General features: G+C 70.1%; 9 protein-coding genes. 4 read left to right on the top strand and 5 right to left on the bottom strand.

What is annotated here, in order from left to right; translation table 11 throughout:
* Window positions 1–69: 69 nt before the first annotated feature.
* The 3 genes from WME73_RS12370 to WME73_RS12360 form a co-directional block, all read right to left on the bottom strand.
* A complete protein-coding gene (locus WME73_RS12370; RefSeq protein ID WP_437745668.1) occupies window positions 70–447 on the bottom strand; it encodes a hypothetical protein in 378 nt (125 codons plus the stop codon).
* A 314-nt stretch (window positions 448–761) separates the two neighbouring features.
* Window positions 762–1859, bottom strand: coding sequence for a DUF1552 domain-containing protein (locus WME73_RS12365; RefSeq protein ID WP_437915833.1), 1098 nt, complete (start codon window positions 1857–1859; stop codon window positions 762–764).
* A gap of 44 nt (window positions 1860–1903) precedes the next feature.
* Window positions 1904–2332 carry a DUF1585 domain-containing protein gene (locus WME73_RS12360; protein WP_437915832.1) on the bottom strand — a complete coding sequence of 143 codons (429 nt, stop codon included), beginning with the start codon at window positions 2330–2332 and terminating at the stop codon, window positions 1904–1906.
* Between the two features lie 284 nt (window positions 2333–2616).
* Here WME73_RS12360 and WME73_RS12355 point away from each other — a divergent pair, with 284 nt between their 5' ends.
* Entirely contained in the window at window positions 2617–4641 is a 2025-nt protein-coding gene (locus WME73_RS12355) for a rhamnogalacturonan lyase (protein WP_437915831.1), read from the top strand.
* A 244-nt stretch (window positions 4642–4885) separates the two neighbouring features.
* On the opposite strand, the gene WME73_RS12350 is transcribed toward WME73_RS12355, so the two are convergent.
* On the bottom strand, window positions 4886–6901 hold the full coding sequence (locus WME73_RS12350) for a bifunctional serine/threonine-protein kinase/formylglycine-generating enzyme family protein (RefSeq protein WP_437915830.1): 2016 nt from the start codon (window positions 6899–6901) through the stop codon (window positions 4886–4888).
* 205 nt (window positions 6902–7106) lie between these two features.
* Window positions 7107–9488 carry a glycoside hydrolase family 9 protein gene (locus tag WME73_RS12345; protein ID WP_437915829.1) on the bottom strand — a complete coding sequence of 794 codons (2382 nt, stop codon included), beginning with the start codon at window positions 9486–9488 and terminating at the stop codon, window positions 7107–7109.
* 319 nt (window positions 9489–9807) lie between these two features.
* Here WME73_RS12345 and WME73_RS12340 point away from each other — a divergent pair, with 319 nt between their 5' ends.
* The 3 genes from WME73_RS12340 to WME73_RS12330 all read left to right on the top strand — a co-directional run bounded on the left by WME73_RS12340 (window position 9808) and on the right by WME73_RS12330 (window position 17319).
* Window positions 9808–10074, top strand: a complete 267-nt coding sequence (locus tag WME73_RS12340) for a hypothetical protein (protein WP_437915828.1) — start codon at window positions 9808–9810, stop codon at window positions 10072–10074.
* A 94-nt stretch (window positions 10075–10168) separates the two neighbouring features.
* On the top strand, window positions 10169–11155 hold the full coding sequence (pfkB, locus tag WME73_RS12335) for a 1-phosphofructokinase (RefSeq protein WP_437915827.1): 987 nt from the start codon (window positions 10169–10171) through the stop codon (window positions 11153–11155).
* Between the two features lie 275 nt (window positions 11156–11430).
* Window positions 11431–17319 carry an AAA family ATPase gene (locus WME73_RS12330; RefSeq protein WP_437915826.1) on the top strand — a complete coding sequence of 1963 codons (5889 nt, stop codon included), beginning with the start codon at window positions 11431–11433 and terminating at the stop codon, window positions 17317–17319.
* Window positions 17320–17429: the final 110 nt, after the last annotated feature.

The raw sequence follows: 17429 nt of genomic DNA, 5'->3' as shown, positions 1-17429 counted from the left end.
CGGGTACATCTTCTCGGCGCGCCGGGGCGGCCCGCCTCGGCGCGGTGACGCCGGGTCGCGCGACGTCGCCTACAGAGGGGCGAACGTGCACGCACCGCCGGCGCAGACGGGCCTGGACGCGAGGCACGCAGGCGTGCCGTAGGGGCAGCCCATCCTCCGATGCTCGCGACATACGGTCGCGTCGAGGTGGGAGATGACGCGCCTCATCTGCTGGACGCCCGCCCGGTTGACCACCTCACCACAGGTGCCGCCGCAGTCGGTGCTCGTATCGACGATGGCGCAATCGTTGTCGGTACCGCATGCCCGGTAAGCGGCCCGGACACGCTCCACCTGGCCGGAGGCACGGGCATGCAGCTGCTGACAGGCCCTCCAGTCCACCTCTCTCTCGTCCTCCGTGCGTTCCATCGTGTCGGTGAAGCCCGCGATCGCGAGCCCGAATGAAGCCATGGCAAAGAGCGCAGAGATCCCCAGACGAGTCCGGTTCGTTTTCATGCTGCCTCCATCGCGCGCGTGCTCGTGTTCGCCGGCGACGCGGGCGCGTCGCGCGGCGACTCGCCTGTCATGAGGCTCCACCCGCGGGAACGGAAGGCGCTCGACGGCGTGTGCCCCGGCGCAACCTGGGCGGGCAGGAAGTCCAAGCGCTTTTGTGGATGTCAGGAAACGTCAGTCTTTCCAGCCCACGAGCTCGTACTCGTCGATCCATCCCGGCTCCGCCGAGGCGAGCCAGCAGCGGTGCTCGGCCTGCCTCGGCGTCCGGCGCATCACACGAGGCCGGAGAGCGGGCCGGAATCGCGCTTGCGGTTCCCGATGCTGCTGGTCTCGAGGCCCATGAGCTGGGTGTGGTGATCGCTGGTGTGTCCGAGCCACGAGTGCAGGATATGGCTGAAGGCGTAGCTGAGCTGGAGGCTCATGACGCGCGTGACGTCGCAGGAGAACGCGGCCACCGCGATGTCCATCATGCTCCTGATCTCCGCCGGATAGTCCGAGCCGCGGCCGCTGGTCTCCGCCGGTGCCTCCGGGACCGTGCAGCTCAGCGCCGGGTCGGCAGGCCCCGCCGGCTGGTTCAGCCTGCGCTCCATGGCCAGCAGCCCCTCGAGGTGCGCGTCGAGCTTGTGGTAGTCCTCCTTGCCCACCCGCCTGCGGATCCTGGTGAGATCGCTCTTGAGCAGATCGACGATCGCCTTGCGCTCCGTCCGCCCCTGCTCCGCCCCCTGATCGATCGCGGGCGCCTCGCCGGTCGACGTCACCCCGGCGAACAGCCGATTGAACGCGGCCCTCGGGTTCGTCTCGGGGTGAATCGGAGAGTTCTCGCCGGCGTAGATCATCCGGTTCAGGCTGTTCGGATTCAGGCACTGGACACCGAGCGCGACGGTGCGGTACGGCGTCTCCTGCATGGGGTCGTCCGGAGCGCGCTCGTACGGCATGCCGCTGCCGTGGGCGCCGGCGATGATCTGTTCGATGGACGCGCCGCTCCCCCAGCCCGTGCGGCTTCCGTTGCCGCCGTCGAAGTTCGCTCCGGAGGACGGACCGTTCAGCGTCGATGCCGTCCAGAGCCCCGCCATGCCGTAGGCGTGCGCCTCGCCGGCCCCGCCGGCCGTCATCGTGAGCCCCCACGGGATCACAAGCTTCGACTTCCAGGGTTCGAGCGGCGCGTGAATGGCGTGCAGCGAGAAGCTGCTCTCCGAGCCCTGCGGCCTCCAGTCGATCACGTTGTTCCAGTCCCGCGCCGGCGCGCCGTCGGGCTGGAAGATGAGCAGGAGGCGCCTCGGGCGCACCTTCTCCTGCCCGGAGGCGTTCATCAGCGGAAGCAGCGATCCCACCGCCGCCGCCCCGGCGCCGAGGCCGAGGGCCTGAAGCATGCTGCGGCGTGAAGCTCCGAGTTGCGTTCGACGATTCATCACGGTCACTCCTCGCTGGCGGTGAGCCGCACGTGGCGGAAGGCGTCGCTCAGCGCCACCTGAGACAAAAGGGTCCGAATGTTCCCGCCCGACGCCTTGAATTCGTCGTGGAGGGTCTGGATCGAGCAAGCGCCGTCCAGGCTCTCGATCCGGCCGAGGGCGAAGCGGAACCACTGGTTCGCGACGCATTCGGCCACCTCCGAGCTCCCCGCGAGCTTCTTCGCGAGCTCCACGCCGCCGTAGTACGGACCCGCGAGGTCCTCGCGTGCGCCCGTGATCTCGCCCGCCGCGTTCACCTCGCCGAGGCCGTCCATGGCGCGGTACTTGCCGATGGCGTCGTAATGCTCGAAGCCGAGGCCGATCGGATCGATGAACCGGTGGCAGCTAGAAACACAGCAGCAGTACACTCGAGTTCCCGAGGCGCGCCAGGCCACAAAGTTGCACTCCTGTGGTTCTTCCGGGATGCGCCATCGAAAAAAAACGGGTGGACGCCTCAGAGTGGTGACCGAAAGCCAGCACCTCGTCCCACATACCCGTCGAGCTCTGGAAACGGTGATCTCGGACGTTCCGTAGCGGCGGCTCCGCGGCCGCTCGGTTGCGGGGTGATCCGCGACCCGCTCACGCACGCCACGTCCGGCAGCGCCGGCGTCGGCGTTCGGCTTATTCTCGATTGGCTTGAAAGGCGAACACTATAATGAGAGACATTGCGTATGGGACCATGGCTCTGGTCGTGGCGGGAGCCCTGAGTGCGTGCAGCGGGTCCGAGTCGGGCGATGACGGCTCCGGTGGCGCTCCGAATGCAAGCGGCGCGGCGGGGCAGACTTCCAGCGGCGCGGCGGGGCAGACTTCCAGCGGCGCGGCGGGGCAGACTTCCAGCGGCGCGGCGGGGCAGACTTCCAGCGGCGCTTCGGGCGGTGGAGCCTCCGGCACGGGCGGCACCGACAATCCAGGCGAGTCGATCTGCGGAGTGACGCCGGCCGCCGCGGCTGGCCACGTCACGCTGGAGAACCTGTGCCGCGGCGTGGTGGCCGTGCGCTCGGGCGAAGGCAACTTCATCAGCTGGCGGTTGATGGGCTACGAGGATCCGGAGATCGGGTTCAACGTCTACCGCGACGGCGCCAAGGTGAACGACACCCCCATCACCGACTCGACCAACTATTTCGACTCGGGGGCCCCCGGAGGCGCGAAGTACACCGTCCGCGCCGTGATCGATGGCGCCGAGCAGGGCGACTCGGCCAACACACGTGACGGGGACTCGGGCACACCTACGTGGCAGCAGAACTATCTGACCATCCCGCTCAAAACGCCCGACAATTACGAAGCTGGGGACGCCTCTCCCGGCGATCTCGACGGCGACGGCGACTACGAGCTCGTGGTCAAGGAGCAGGACACCCCGCGCGATCCGTCGCAAGACGGCCGCACCGGCCAGCCCAAATTCGCGGCCTACGACACCGACGGCACCTTCTTGTGGCGCATCGACCTGGGCATCAACATCCGCGAGAGCGAGCACACCACGCCCTTCGTCGTCTACGATCTGGACGGCGATGGTCGCGCCGAGATCGCCATCAAGACCGCTCCTGGCACCCGCGACGGGAAGGGAGCGTTCCTGCACACCGGTCCCGCCGCCGACGATGACGACTCCCGAGACTATCGCAACGGCGCGGGCAAGATCTTGAGTGGGCCGGAATATCTCACGATCTTCAGCGGCGTCGACGGCTCGGAGCTCGCGACCATCGCGTACCACGCCCCCATCACGAGCGGCAGCTTCGGCGACAACAACGGCAACCGCTCGGATCGCTACAACGCCACGCTGGCGTTCCTCGACGACTCCGGCCAGCCGAGCGTCGTCATGCAGCGGGGCTACTACGCCCGAACGACGTTCGGAGCGTACAACTACCGCGACGGCAAGCTGAGCCTGATGTGGAGCTTCGATTCGTCCGCGAACGGCAACGGTGCCTACGCCAGCAAGGGCACTCACAGCGTCATGGCAGCGGATACGGACGGCGACTTGAGACAGGAGATCATTCCTGGTGGCGCGACGATCGGCCCCGACGGCAAGGGCAAGTGCGCCGTCAACTTCGGCGCACACGGCGACGCGCTTCACATCACCGACCTGGTCCCCTCACGCCCCGGGCTCGAGGTGTTCCAGCCGACCGAATCGAACGGCGTGCCCTCCTACTTCCTCCGAGACGCGGAGACCTGCGAGATCCTGTGGCGTGGCCCCAACAGCGACGGCGAGGGACCGGGCCGCGGCGCCGCCGACGACATCTCTCCCGACAACCCCGGAGGTGAGGCCTGGACCAACACCGCCGGCCTGTTCAACGCGGCCGACGGTCGCAACATCGGCTCCCGTCCCCGCCAGGTGAATTTCCTGATCTGGTGGGACGGCGACGAGAGCCGCGAGCTGCTCGACGGCAACACCGTCACGAACTTCGACGGCGAAGGTCGGGGCTTCACCGCGAACGGTTGCACCTCCATCAACGGCACCAAATCGGTGCCGACGCTCAGCGCGGATCTGTTCGGCGACTGGCGCGAGGAGGTCGTGTTCCTGTGTGGCGACAGCCTGCGCATCTACACCACCGATCAGATCACCGAACGCCGCATCTACACGCTGATGCACGATCCGCAGTACCGCGCGAACGTGTCGGCGCAAAACGCGACTTACAACCAGCCGCCGCACACGAGCTTCCACATCGGCGACGGCATGAGGGAGCCCCCCAGACCCGACATCACGGTGCGGTGATGCCCGAGCGCCGTCGTGCGGCCGGACCAGCCTGAGGCGTTCGCCGCCCTCAGTGGCGACGAGAAACACGGCATCACTGGCCAGGGGAGCAAGGACTCCACGATCATGCAGAAGCTCCTGGTACGCCCGCGGGCGACCGTCGAGGTCACGCCGGCTGCGAGCGCTGGGCGCATCGAGATCGATGACGTGAGGTCGAGCGGCGGCTCCGCCAGGTCGCGCTCGGCAGGAGCTCTGACCCGCGGACCTACGGTGCCTTGGCGCAGCGGAAGCCGATGCTCCAGCCGCGCGCCGTGGAAGCGCTCGGGCGGCGGTGCGCGGAGCGCACATACTGGCTCTCGACCGTATCCCACCCGCCGCCGCGGAGCACACGGCGGGAGTCGTCGCAATCGTCCCTGTCGTAAGGGCAATAATGGCTCTCGGTCCACTCCCAGACGTTGCCGGCCAGGTCCAGGGCGCCGGCGGGCGATTTCCCGGCCGGCGATCGCCCGACAGGGGCGGTCGCCGGGGCCGCGTCGCCGTCGTTGTACATGCGAGGCCACGGCCCCTTCCCCACCTTCTCCAGCCGCTCCGTCAGCATCCGGCTGCACTCGGGCCCGCAGGCGTTCAGGCGCTCGCCCGAGGGAGGCGCGTGGCCCCAGGGGTAGGTCCGAGCGTCCTTGCCGCGCGCCGCGAGCTCCCACTCCGCCTCGGTGGGCAACCGCTTGCCGGAGGCGGCGCAATACGCCTTTGCCTGGTACCAATCGACGCAGTTGATGGGGTGGTCCGGCGCCTCGGGGCCGTTGCAGAACTGGCTCCAGAAGGAGCGGCCGCTGGGGGTCAGCCCCTCCGACTCGACGGTCTTCTGCGGGCGATCGCAGGCCTTGCAGTCCGAGTAGGCCTTCACCGTCACCTCGGTGACGTCGAGGCAAAACCGACCCACGGTCACGCCATGTCGCGGCGTCTCGTCGCTGGGCGTCTCCGCGTCCGCGTCGGAGCCCATCTGGAACTCGGTGTCTTCGATGAGCACCATGCCGGCCGGGCAGCCGCCCGATCCGGCCGACGGCTCGTGCAGGAAGAGGTACACCCCCGCGCCCGCGGCGCACGCGGCGGCGGCGAGCGGCACGGCGCGGCGGAGGCGCCTTTCGCGCGCGCCCGAGGGGCCCCGCGCCGCGGGCCGCTCCGCGGCGCGCTGGTGGAGCACGGTGTGGCCGGCCGCGGTGTCAGGGACAGGGGCTGCCGTCACAGGGTCGCCCGCGAGCGCGCTTGAGCTCGCGAGCGCGCCTGAGGTGACAGGCTCTCTCGCGAGCTCGTCGGCGCCGTGAGTTGCGCCCAGAAGAGCGACAGGCGCGGCTACGGTCGTGGCGAACGCAGCCGGGTGATGGCGGCCCGCGGGGGCGTCGACATCCGCCGTCCGGACCTCCAGGCTCAGAAACGCATCGACCATCTCGCGCGCCGACTGGAATCGGCAGGTCGGATCGACGGAGAGCGCCTTGGAGAACCAGTCGTCGATCGACGCCGGCAGGCCCGGCCTCTGCTCGCTTGCGGGGCGGAACCTCCCCCTCAGGACCGCCGCGCCGACGGCGACGAACGAGCTGCCCTGGAACGGCTGCGCGCCGGTCAACGCCTCGTAGAGGATGACGCCGAGCGACCAGAGATCGGAGCGGAGATCGACGTCCTTGCTCCCCTCGAGCTGCTCGGGGCTCATGTACGGAGCCGATCCGATCACCATCCCGGTCTCGGTGAGCGCGGGGTTCGCCGCCGGCACCGCCGCGTCGCCCGCCACCTTCGCGACGCCGAAGTCGAGCACCTTGACGAAGAGCGGGTATCCCTGGCCCCCCTCCGTGATGAAGACGTTGTGGGGCTTGATGTCGCGGTGCACGATGCCGAGCTCGTGGGCGCTCTCGAGCGCGCTCCCCACCTGCCGCGCGAGCGACCTCGCTGTGGCGAAGCTGAGGCGGCCGCCGCGATCGAGGAGCTCGGCCAGCGAGAAGCCGCGCAGGAGCTCCATCACGAGGTACGGCACGGCGCCGTCGACGACGCCGTAGTCCATGACCTGCACCACATGCGGATGCGCGATCCGCGCCGTGGCCCTCGCCTCGCGCTGGAAGCGCGCGACGAGGGCAGGACGCTCCGCCGCCCGCTCGGGGCGGATGAACTTCACCGCGACGTCGGTGTCGAGGGCGAGGTGCCGCGCCGCCCACACGACGCCCATCCCGCCCTGCCCGAGAGGCCTCAGCAGGTGCAGCTTGTCCGCGATGACGGCGTCGGGTCGGAGCTCCACGATGTGACCGGGCGATGGTACCACCGGCGCGCCAGCGGCCGCATCGTGGCCGGCGGGAGCCTGCCCTCAGGCGGTGGGGGAACTCCCCCACCCTGCCGGAAGGTTGGAACCGCCAAGGCGCCATGAGACGCCACTATTTTTGTGGTTTACCTGGCGTCCTTGGCGCGCTTGGCGGTTCAAACGACCCCGCCTTCGGCCAACGCGGCTACGGCTTCGCCTTCTCGTCGAGGAAGCCGGTCACCCACGCGAACGGCGCGTTCCAGTTGATCGTGATCTCGTTCACGCTCCAGGCCTCGATGTTGTCCACGAAGCACCGCTGCGCGACGCACCCCTTGAGGCCGGCGCTCTGGACGTGAGGATCCTGGAGCGAGGAGTTCGGGCCGCCGGAGACGGCGCCGGGCGGCGCCTTCGGGTACTTGCTGTTCGCCTGGTGCGACCAGAACCGGTGGTGCGGGTTCTCGAGCGGCTTGTCGCCGTAGCCGGTCACATACGACTGCCCTAGCGGGTTGCGCCCGAGGAGGTAGTCCATGCCCAGCACCACGCCGTCGAGGTACTTCGGCTGCTTGGTGAAGTCGTGGGCGAGCGCCACCACGAGCATGTTGTTCAGCACGCCCGAGTTCGAGCCCCAGTCGTACTTGCCTTCACGCGTCCGAGCGATGAGCGTCCGGTATCCCTCCTTGTCGGCGATGGCGAGGTACTGGTCGGCCGCCTTCGCGATGCGGCCGCGGATCTCCTTCTGCCACGCCGCGTCCACGTGGCCGGGCACGATCGCCATCGAGATCTGGCCGAGCCCGTCCGTGACCCGCCAGTTCATCGACGCCGCGCCCCCTTCGATCTCCGTCGGGAACCGGGCGTTGAGCGGCGAGGCCTGCAGGAACTGCTTGTACTCCGGCTTCCCCGTCGTGACGAACAGCTCCGCCGCGGCCCAGTAGAACTCGTCCTTGGCGTCGGTGTCGTCGTAGGGCCCGCCGCCCTTGTCGCCGCCGGGCGGCGCGTAGAGGGCCGGGTTCTGCTTCGCCGCCGCCCAGGCGCGCTCGGCGGCCTTCAGGCACTTCGCCGAGAACGCCGCGTCCACCGTCTTCCAGATGCGCGCGCACTGCGCCCCCGTGGCCGCGACGTTGAGCGTCGCCGCGGTGCTCGGCTTGTGGAGGAAGCGCGCGAGCTTGTCCTCGTGCGGCGCGAGGCCGAGGCCCGTCCACGACTCGTCGTGCATCTTGTGGTGGACCATGCCGGCGAGCGGCTTGCCTTCCGGCACCTGCATGCCCATCAGGAACTCGAGCTCCCAGCGCGCCTCGTCGAGGATGTCGGGCACGCCGTTCTTGCCCTCGGGGATGTTGAGCTTGCCGTCCGCGAAGTCGGCGCTCGAGGCGCCGACGTGCTTCGTGCGCTCGTACCAGTTGAGCAGCGTCCACACCGAGATGCCGCCGTTGACCACGTACTTGCCGTGGTCGCCGGCGTCGTACCAGCCGCGGGACGCGTCGAGCGCATAGTCGCAGCCGCTGTCCTTCAGGCAGCGCGTGCTCTTGTCGTGGAGGTGCCCCGCCGGGCGCGCCAGCTCGGGTTTGCCGGCGAACGGCATCTTGATCTCGATGCCGCTCCGGTTGTGGTAGAAATACGCGAGCGCGTCGTACTTGAGCTTCTGGTAAAGGCCCGTTCCAATGTCGAACGGGAAGCTCTTCTCCTCCCCCACCTTGAGCACGTAGCCCTGGCCAGGCGCCTTGAAGGCCGTGAAGTCGACGAGGTGGACGTGATCGCCGGAGGCGCCGTCCTTCCCGAAGACCTTGGTCTGGCCGCGGGCGACCGACTTGCCGGAGGCGTCGAGCAGCTCCCAGGCGACCGGCGCGGTCGCGGCGCTGTTCACGCTGGCGATCTTGATGGCGCCGGGCAGATACCCGACCTGGTTCACGGCGACCTTCGGCGCCGCCGCCTCGGTCACGGGCGCGGCGGCCTTGAACTGCGGGTCGTCCAGGCGGATGTCGTCGATGCAGACCTCGAACGGCTCCTTGGCCGACGCCATGGCGCCGCCGATGTGGAACGCGAGCTCCGCCGTGGCGTCATCGGCCTTCCCCATCGTGAACTTGCCGGAGAAGGTCTTGGGCTCGGTCCCGAGGATCACGGTGTCCGACCAGTACTCCTCGTAAGGCGGCCCCGACATGCCGACCTTCGGGCGCGCCTTCGTGGGCGAGGACGCCCACGCCTTGTACTGGATGGTGTAGCTGTGCCCCTTCTGGATCACCATCTCCCGGTGGCGGAACTGGGCATCCCAGTTGTTTGACCCCTTGTTCGTCACCGTGACGCAATAGGCCCCCTTCTTCACCTCGGCGCTGCCCGCGCCAGGCGCGGTGAACGAGGTGGTCCAGGGAAGGCTCTTGTTGTCGTCGAAGTCGGATGCCTTGAGCAGGTTGGTCTGCGCGGGCTCGGAGCCCCCCGCGGCGCTCGCGTCAGCGCCCGCGCCGGCGGGAGGAGCGGCCCCCGCTCCGGGGCCCTGCGTGACCACGCATCCAGCGCTCAGCCCGAGCGCGAGCGCGAGCGCGGACACCCGCCCCGCTCGGCGGAGGATCGACTGCTTGAGAAAAAGGTCGTTCATAAGTCCTCGGTTCACGGCTGGGAGCAATCGGCGCATAGAAAGCGGCGATTCCGTCCGTCTTGTCAAGCGCAATCCTTACCGACGCGCGGGTTCGAGGCGTCGCGGCGGTCGTCCCTTCCTCCTTCGCCGGCCACCGGTGCGCAGCCAGCCATCATCCGCCATCCCGCGCGGCCTGCGGCGCGCAGCGCTCCCACGCCGCGCGGGCTGCGGCGCGCGGAAGGCCCAGCAAGTTCGCGCTGGTGCCGGTGGCGAGGCCGCACTAACCTCCGCCGCACCTCGCGCCGTACCAGGATGGCGATCGAGCACCCCAGGAGACGACATGGCAAAGCACAGCTTCTCAGTCCCCTTCAGCGGTTCCTCTCAAGACATCGTCGCGAAGGCCAAGGCGGCGATCGAGAAGGCCGGCGGCAAGTTCACGGGCAACGAGGGCAAGGGCGACTTCTCGGTGCCGACGCCGGCGGGGACCGTGAAGGGGACCTATGCCATCTCCGCTCAGAGCTTCTCCGTGGACATCACGGACAAGCCGTTCATCGTGCCCGGCAGCGCGATCGAGTCCCAGGTGCGCAAGTTCCTCGAGAAGGCCTGAGCCCTCTCGGAGCGCACGCCAGCGAGCGCGCCCGCCCCGGAGCGGGAGCGCGGTGGCTCGGAGCAGGAGCGCGGTAGCTCGGAGCGGGAGCGCGGTGACATCGAGTCGCGACGGTCTGGTGACGGTGACGCTCAACGCGGCCGTGGACCAGACGCTGGAGTGCCCGGGCTTCGCGGCCGGCGCGGTGAACCGCGTCGCTGCCCAGACCTTCACGGCGGGCGGCAAGGGCATCAACGTCGCCGCGTTTCTGGCCGGGCGCGCCGGGCGCGCCGGTCGGGTCACGGCGACGGGCTTCCTCGGCAGCGACAACGCGGCGCCCTTCGAGGCGCTGTTCCGCGAGCGCGGCATCGAGGACCGCTGCCTGCGCCTGCCCGGCGGGAGCCGGGTCAACATCAAGGTGGTCGACCGCCTGGGCCCGGAGGGCCCGAGGATCACCGACATCAACCTGCCAGGCCTCGTCGTGCCAGAGGCGGCGCTCTCGCGCCTCGTGGACGAGCTCGACGCGCTCGCCCGCGATAGCCGCTGGTTCGTGCTGGCCGGCAGCGTCCCGGCCGGCGTACCCGACGATTTCTATGCCGAGATGGTGTGTCGGCTCAAGGCGCGGGGCTACTCCGTCGCGGTCGATGCGAGCGGCGCGCCGCTGCGGCGCGCGGTGGCCGCGCGGCCCGACCTGATCAAGCCGAACCAGCACGAGCTCCGCGAGCTCCTCGGCGCGCCGCTCCTGGAGGAGCGCGAGCAGGTCGTCCGCGCGGCGCGCGAGATCCAGCGGTCGGGCGTCGGGCTGGTGGTCGTGTCGCTGGGCGCCGACGGCGCGATGTTCGTCGACGCGGAGCGGGCGCTCCTGGCGGTGCCGCCGCCGATCGACGTCGCGAGCACGGTCGGCGCCGGCGATGCGATGGTGGCGGGCGTGCTGGCGGCGCGGATGCTGGCCGAAGGCGGCGACCTGGAGGCGTGCGCCCGCCTCGGGACCGCGTTCGCGGCCGGCAAGCTGGCCGAGGTCGGGCCGGTGCTGCCGCCCGACGAGCGCCTCCAGGAGCTCCGTGACGCCACGCGGATAGAGCCTCTCGACGGCGCCGCGTGATGCCTCGCGGCGAGCTGGAGGCGAGAACTCAACGCAAGGCGCCATAAGACGCCAGGATTTTTATGTTTTTCTTGGCGTCCTTGGCGCGCTTGGCGGTTCATCATTCCGGCAAAGTGGGGGATTTCCCCCACCACCCCCTGCTGGTGGACTCGCTGTCCGGCCAACTCTCTTGTGCGGCGCAGCCATTCCCGAACAGACCCTCGAAACCAGCGCGTGCGATCGAGCTCATTCACGATAGCGAGTGACAAGCGCCATCGCATCGTCGAGAATCAAACATGGAGTACGTTGCCGGGGAGGGCCAGCACACGGATACGTGCGTCGCGCGAGCGGCCGAGTCCAAGAGCAGCGCGCCAGCGATGCTGAAAGCTCCCTGCGGCGAGCCGCCGATGCCGCGCGCGCTCGCGAAGCCGGTTCTCGTGCTGGAGCCCTGGGGCGATACCTCGCTGGCGCGCGTGCTCGACCAGGGCCCGCTGCCGGTGGGGGGCGCGCTGCGCCTGGGCGCCGCGCTTGCGCGCAACCTGGGCGAGGTGCACCGGCGAGGCATCCTCCACCGCGATGTCAAGCCGCACAACGTGCTGGTCGACGCCGAGCGGACGCACACCTGCTTGATCAACTTCGGGCTCGCGACCTTTCGGACTCCCCAGCTCGCTGCGCAGAGGTCGCCGGAGGCGGTCTCCGGAACGCTGGCGTACATGGCGCCCGAGCAGACGGGCCGAATGAACCGAGCGCCGGACGCCCGGGCGGACCTTTATGCGCTGGGCGCCACGCTCTACCAGCTGCTGACCGGCGCGCTGCCCTTCGACGCGACCGACACGCTGGAGCTGATCCACGCGCACATCGCCCAGGCGCCCGTGCCCCCGCACGAGCGCGCGCCCGAGCGAAACATCCCCGAGGCCGTAAGCGCGATCGTGCTCAAGCTGCTGGCCAAGAGCCCCGAGGACCGCTACCAGACCGCCGACGGCGCGGCCTGGGATCTGGAGCGGGCGGCGCGGGCGTGGGTCGAGACGGGGACGGTGGCGCCGTTCCCGCTGGCCAAGCGCGATTGGGAGGATCGGGTCCGCGCGCCCTCGCGCCTGTTCGGCCGAGAGCGCGAGAGCGCCGCGCTCGCGGCGCTGTTCGATGAGGCGTGTCGCGGCTCGACGGTGCTGGCCATGGTGGCGGGGCCGTCGGGCGTGGGCAAGTCGGCGCTGGTGCATGCGCTGCAGGGCGAGGTGCGCGCGCGGCGGGGCATCTTCGCCGCCGGCAAGTTCGACCAGCTGCAGCGCAGCACGCCGTACACGGCGCTGTCGCAGGCGCTGCGGTCGGTGGTGCGGCGGCGGCTGGCGGACCCGGCCGAGGTGCTGGAGCGCTGGAGGCAGGCGTGGCAGGAAGCCGCCAGGCCGAACGGGCAGATCCTCGTCGAGCTCATGCCCGAGCTGGTGCACATCCTGGGCGAGCCGAAGCCGCTTTTGGAGCTCGGGCCGCGGGAGGCCAAGCTCCGCTTCCAGACGACGGTGCTGCGCTTCGTGCGGACGCTGGCCACGGCCGAGCACCCGTTTTTGCTGTTCATCGATGACCTCCAGTGGGCGGATGCGGCGTCGCTTTCGCTCCTGGGCGAGCTGCTGAAGGAGCCCGCGGGCCAGCACCTCTTGGTGGTGGGCGCCTACCGGGACGAGGCGGTGGGCCCCGAGCACCCACTGAACGCGCTGCTTTCGGCCTCCGCGACCCCGGGCACCACGACCGGACGGATCGTGCTTTCGCCGCTCGGCTCGGACGCGGTCGCGGCGATGGTGGCGGACATGCTCGATCGGCCCGAGGCCGAGGTGGAGGAGCTGTCGCGGCTGGTCAAGGACAAGACCGACGGCAGCCCGTTCTTCGTCGGGCAGTTCCTGCAGCTCTTGCACGAGCGGAAGCTGCTTTTGCGCGAGGCGGAGACGGGGCGGTGGGGATGGCAGCGGGAGGCGCTCGAGCGCGCGGGGATCACGGACAACGTCGTCGCGCTCTTGACCCGCAGGCTACAGCAGCTGTCGCCCGAGCTGCAACACGCGCTGCAGACGGCGGCGTGCGTCGGCGACCGGTTCGACGTAGATCTGCTCGCGCACCTGCTGGGGCAGGAGGCGGAGACGGTCAGCGCCCTCTTGGCGGAGCCGGCGCGCGAGGGGCTTTTGGTACACGAGGGCGAGCGCGAGCGTGAGGCCTACGCCTTCGTGCACGACCGGGTGCAGCAGGCCGCCTACGAGGCGCTCACGGCCGAGGAGCGGCTCTCGCTGCACCTCGGGATCGGCCGAGCGCTGCGGGCGAGGTACGGCGTCGGGTGCGCCGACGAGGAGCTGTTCGCGACGCTCTACCACCGCAACCGGGCCGCCGAGCGGCTGGCCGAGGCCGAGGAAAGGCGCGACTTGGCGGAGCAGAACCTGCGCGCGGGGCAGCGGGCCAAGGCCAGCGCGGCCGACGCGCAGGCCGTGGCGTTCCTCAAGACGGCCGCGTCGCTGCTCGGCGAGGAGGGATGGACCGAGGCCCCGGAGACGACCTTCGAGGTGCACCTGGTCCTGGCCCAGGCGCTCTGGCTTGCGGAGCAGGTCGACGCGGGGGAGCGGCTCTTTCAGCGCTGCATCGAGCGAGCGCGGGACCTGCTCGAGCGGGCGCGCGTGGTCAGCATCTTTATCACATATCTTGAGGTCGACGGCCGCTTCGCGCAGGGCATCGAGCTCGGCCTTGAGGCGATGGCGTGGCTCGGGCGCCCGCTGCCGAGGACCCCGGAGGAGCAGCAAGCGCTGCTCGGCGAGCTCATTACCCAGCTCGAGCCCGCCGTGCAGCGCACGACCATCGAGGACTGGAAGGCGCTGCGGATGAGCGCCGACCGCGCCCACGAGCTGCGGTGTAACATCCTGGACGTGCTGGGGACCTGTGCCATCTTCGGGATGCCCTCGCTGAGCCGGTACTGCCGGCCGATGATCGTGCTGGAGACGCTGCGTCACGGGCTGACGAAGAGCTCGTTCGCGGGATGCGCGAGCACGGCCTTGCTCCTTTCGTACGCCCTGGAGAAGCTGCCTTTGGGGCGCCGGCTGAACGAGGCCATGCTGGCGCTCATTGATCAGTACGATGTTCCGCGCGCCACTGCGCTCTTAACCGCCACACTGGCCTCCCAGTACTGCACGCCGCCCTCGAAGATGGGGGAGCTGTTCGTGCGCGCGACGCGCGCCGCCGCCGAGGAGCGCGACCTGGTTTACGAGGCCCACAGCGAGGCCAGTAGGGTAGGTTACCAGCTGATCGCCGGAGCCGACCTTGATCGCGTCACGCGCGACCTCGACCGCATGGTCTACCGCGATCTCGCGGCCACGGACACTCGGAATATTGTTGCCCGCTCGGTCGCCGCGCTCTCTCAGGCTTCGGCCACGCACGCCGTCGAGCAGACGCTCGATGAGCTCGCGCGGCTCGCGCGGCTCGCGCGGGGCGCGAAACCGACAATTTTCACGGCCGGCGCGATGGCGGGCTTTACCGGGCTCCACCTCGGCGCCGACGCGTGGGCGATCGAGGCGGTTCTTGCCGCCGAGCCGGACTGGCAGGCATCGTGGGGCGCTTTCATGCTCCACGCCTTCACGTTCACGCTCTGCGTCGCCGGAGCGCATGCCCTCCCCACCGCCGCCGCCGCGCATCGCGCGCTGCTCGAGGATCGGCTGGCCTTCCACGGCGCGCGCCTCACCCTCTGGGCGGAGAGCTGCCCGGAGACCTTCGAGGCCATGCGCCTGCTGATGGAGGCGGGCCTCGCCCGCGCCCGGGGAGAGCACGAGGAGGCTGGGCGGCTGTACGACCAGGCCATCGAGCAGGCCCGCGACCATGACCTGGTCAACACGGAGGCGCTCGGCCTGCGCCTGGCCGGCGAGCACCGCCTCGCCCGCGGGCATCGCGCCCTGGCCCGCGCCTATCTCTCGGCCGCGCACGACGCCTACCTGCGCTGGGGAGCGCGCGCGGCCGCCGCGCGGCTCGCCCAGCGCTACCCGGACAGCATCGCGACCTCGGGCCGACCAGTCCTCGCGGACGGCGCGACGGCCGAGCCGCAGGACGGGGCGTCCTTGTCGTCGACGAGCACGACCATCACCGACCGCACGCTCCACGCGTACCTGGACATCGCCTCCGCGCTGCGCGCCGCGCAGGCGCTCTCCGGCGACCGCAACCTCGGCTCGCTCGTCGGCCACATGCTCCGCCTGCTCGCCGAGTACTCCGGCGCCGAGCGCGCCGTGCTCGCCCTCACGCAGGGCGGCGAGCTCGTCATCGCCGCGCTGCTCACCGTCAATCCCCAGCAGGTCGAGCTGGCGCTCAACGAGCCCGTCGCCGGCTCGACGCGGCTGCCGGCGACGCTGGTGCAGTACGTCGCGCGCGGCAAGGAGCCGGTGGTGCTCGGGCAGGCGGCGTGCGACAGCCGCTTCGACGAGGACCCCTACCTGCTCGCCCACCGGCCCGGCTCGGTGCTGGCCGTGCCGCTGGTGCACCAGGGGCGCCTTTCCGGGGTGATGTACCTGGAGCACCCGAGCGTGGAGGACGCCTTCCCCCAAGCCCGCGTCGAGCTGGTGACGCTCCTCGGCGCGCTAGCGGCGACGTCGGTGGAGAACGCCACGTTCTATACCGAGCTCTCGGCCTACAGCGAGCGGCTGGCGCGCGAGGTGGAGCAGCGCACCGCCGAGCTGGAAGCCGCGAAGCAGGCGGCCGACCGCGCCAGCCGCGCCAAGAGCGAGTTCCTGTCCAGCATGAGCCACGAGCTGCGCACGCCGCTCAACAGCGTCCTCGGCTATGCGCAGCTGCTCGGCCGGCTGCCCGACCTGCCCGCCAAAGCCGCCAACGCGGCCCGCATCATCCACACCGCCGGCACGCACCTGCTCGGCCTCATCAACGACGTGCTCGATCTGGCCAAGATCGAGGCCGGCAAGATGGACGTGCGCCCGACCGCGGTCGACCTGCCCACGCTCCTCCGGACCGTGGCCAACCTCTGCCGGGTGCGCGCCCTGGAGAAGGGTCTCTCGTTCGCTTACGAGCGTGTCGGCCCCGAGCGGCTGGGGGTGCGCGCCGACGAGAAGCGGCTGATGCAGGTGCTGCTCAACCTGCTGGGCAATGCCATCAAGTTCACCGAGCAGGGCGGGGTGACGTTGCGCGTCGAGGTGCTGGAGCCGCCGGAGGACCAGTGGCGCACGGTGCGCTTCCAGATCAAGGACACCGGCCCCGGCATCGCCCCCGAGCACCTTGGGCGCATCTTCGAGGCCTTCGAGCAGGTCGGCGACGAGAAGCGGCACGCCGAGGGCACCGGGCTAGGGCTGGCGATCACGAAGAAGCTCATCGAGCGACTGGGCGGCAGCATCGAGGTCGATAGCCAGCTCGGCCGAGGCACGGTCTTCACGGCGACGCTCCGGCTGCTCGAGGCGACCGCGCCCCAGGGGAGCGCGGGGCTGTCGTGGGAGGCGATCATTGGGTACGAGGGCGAGCGCCGCACGATCCTCGTGGTGGACGACAACGCCGAGAACCGCGCGCTGCTGCGCGACTTGCTAGAGCCGCTTGGCTTCGAGCTGCTGGAGGCCGACGGCGGCGAGCGCGCGCTCGCGCTGGCCCTCGACCGGACGCCGGACGTCATCGTGATGGACCTGGCCATGCCGGGCATGGACGGGTACGAGGCGACACGGCGCTTGCGGCAAAGGCCCGAGCTCGCCCGAACCGCGATCATCGCCTCGTCCGCCAGCACCTCGGAGGTCGAGCGGCACAAGAGCCTGAGCGCGGGATGCGACGACTTTCTGCCCAAGCCGGTGCAGGCCGGCGCGTTTCTGGAGCTGCTCCGAGGCACGCTCCAGCTCGAGTGGCAGCGCCGAGCGGGGCAGGGCGCGGCCGTGACCATGCCCTCCATGGCCGATGCGGAGCTCTGCACGCTCCCCGCCCCACCGGCCCAGGAGCTGGCGCGGCTCGTCGAGCTGGCCGACAGAGGGCTCGTCTCCCAGGTGCTGAACGAGCTCGATCGGCTCGAGGAGGCCGACCCGCAGCTCGGAGCGTGGAGCGGGCAGGTGCGCGCGGTGGCGCGAAGCTTCCAGATCAAGCGGCTCCGCGGTCTGCTCCAGGCGCAGGTCCGGTACGGCATCACGGCAGCTCCCCCGACCGCGCAACCCGAAAGACGGCAATGGCGGGCGCGCCCAGGCGAAAAATTATAGTGGGCGGATGTGTTAGAAGGTTGTCGCGACCGGTTCACGCTGGCGCTACGTTGCCATCGTCTCCAATGAACAGAACCTCAGAGCCTGGTGTCCCGTCGTATACCATCCTG

The organism is Sorangium sp. So ce302, from assembly GCF_051530145.1.
Taxonomy (GTDB): Bacteria; Myxococcota_A; Polyangia; order Polyangiales; family Polyangiaceae; genus Sorangium; species Sorangium cellulosum_B.
Note: the sequence above shows the minus strand (reverse complement) of the source record. Positions and strands in the feature narration are given on the sequence as shown.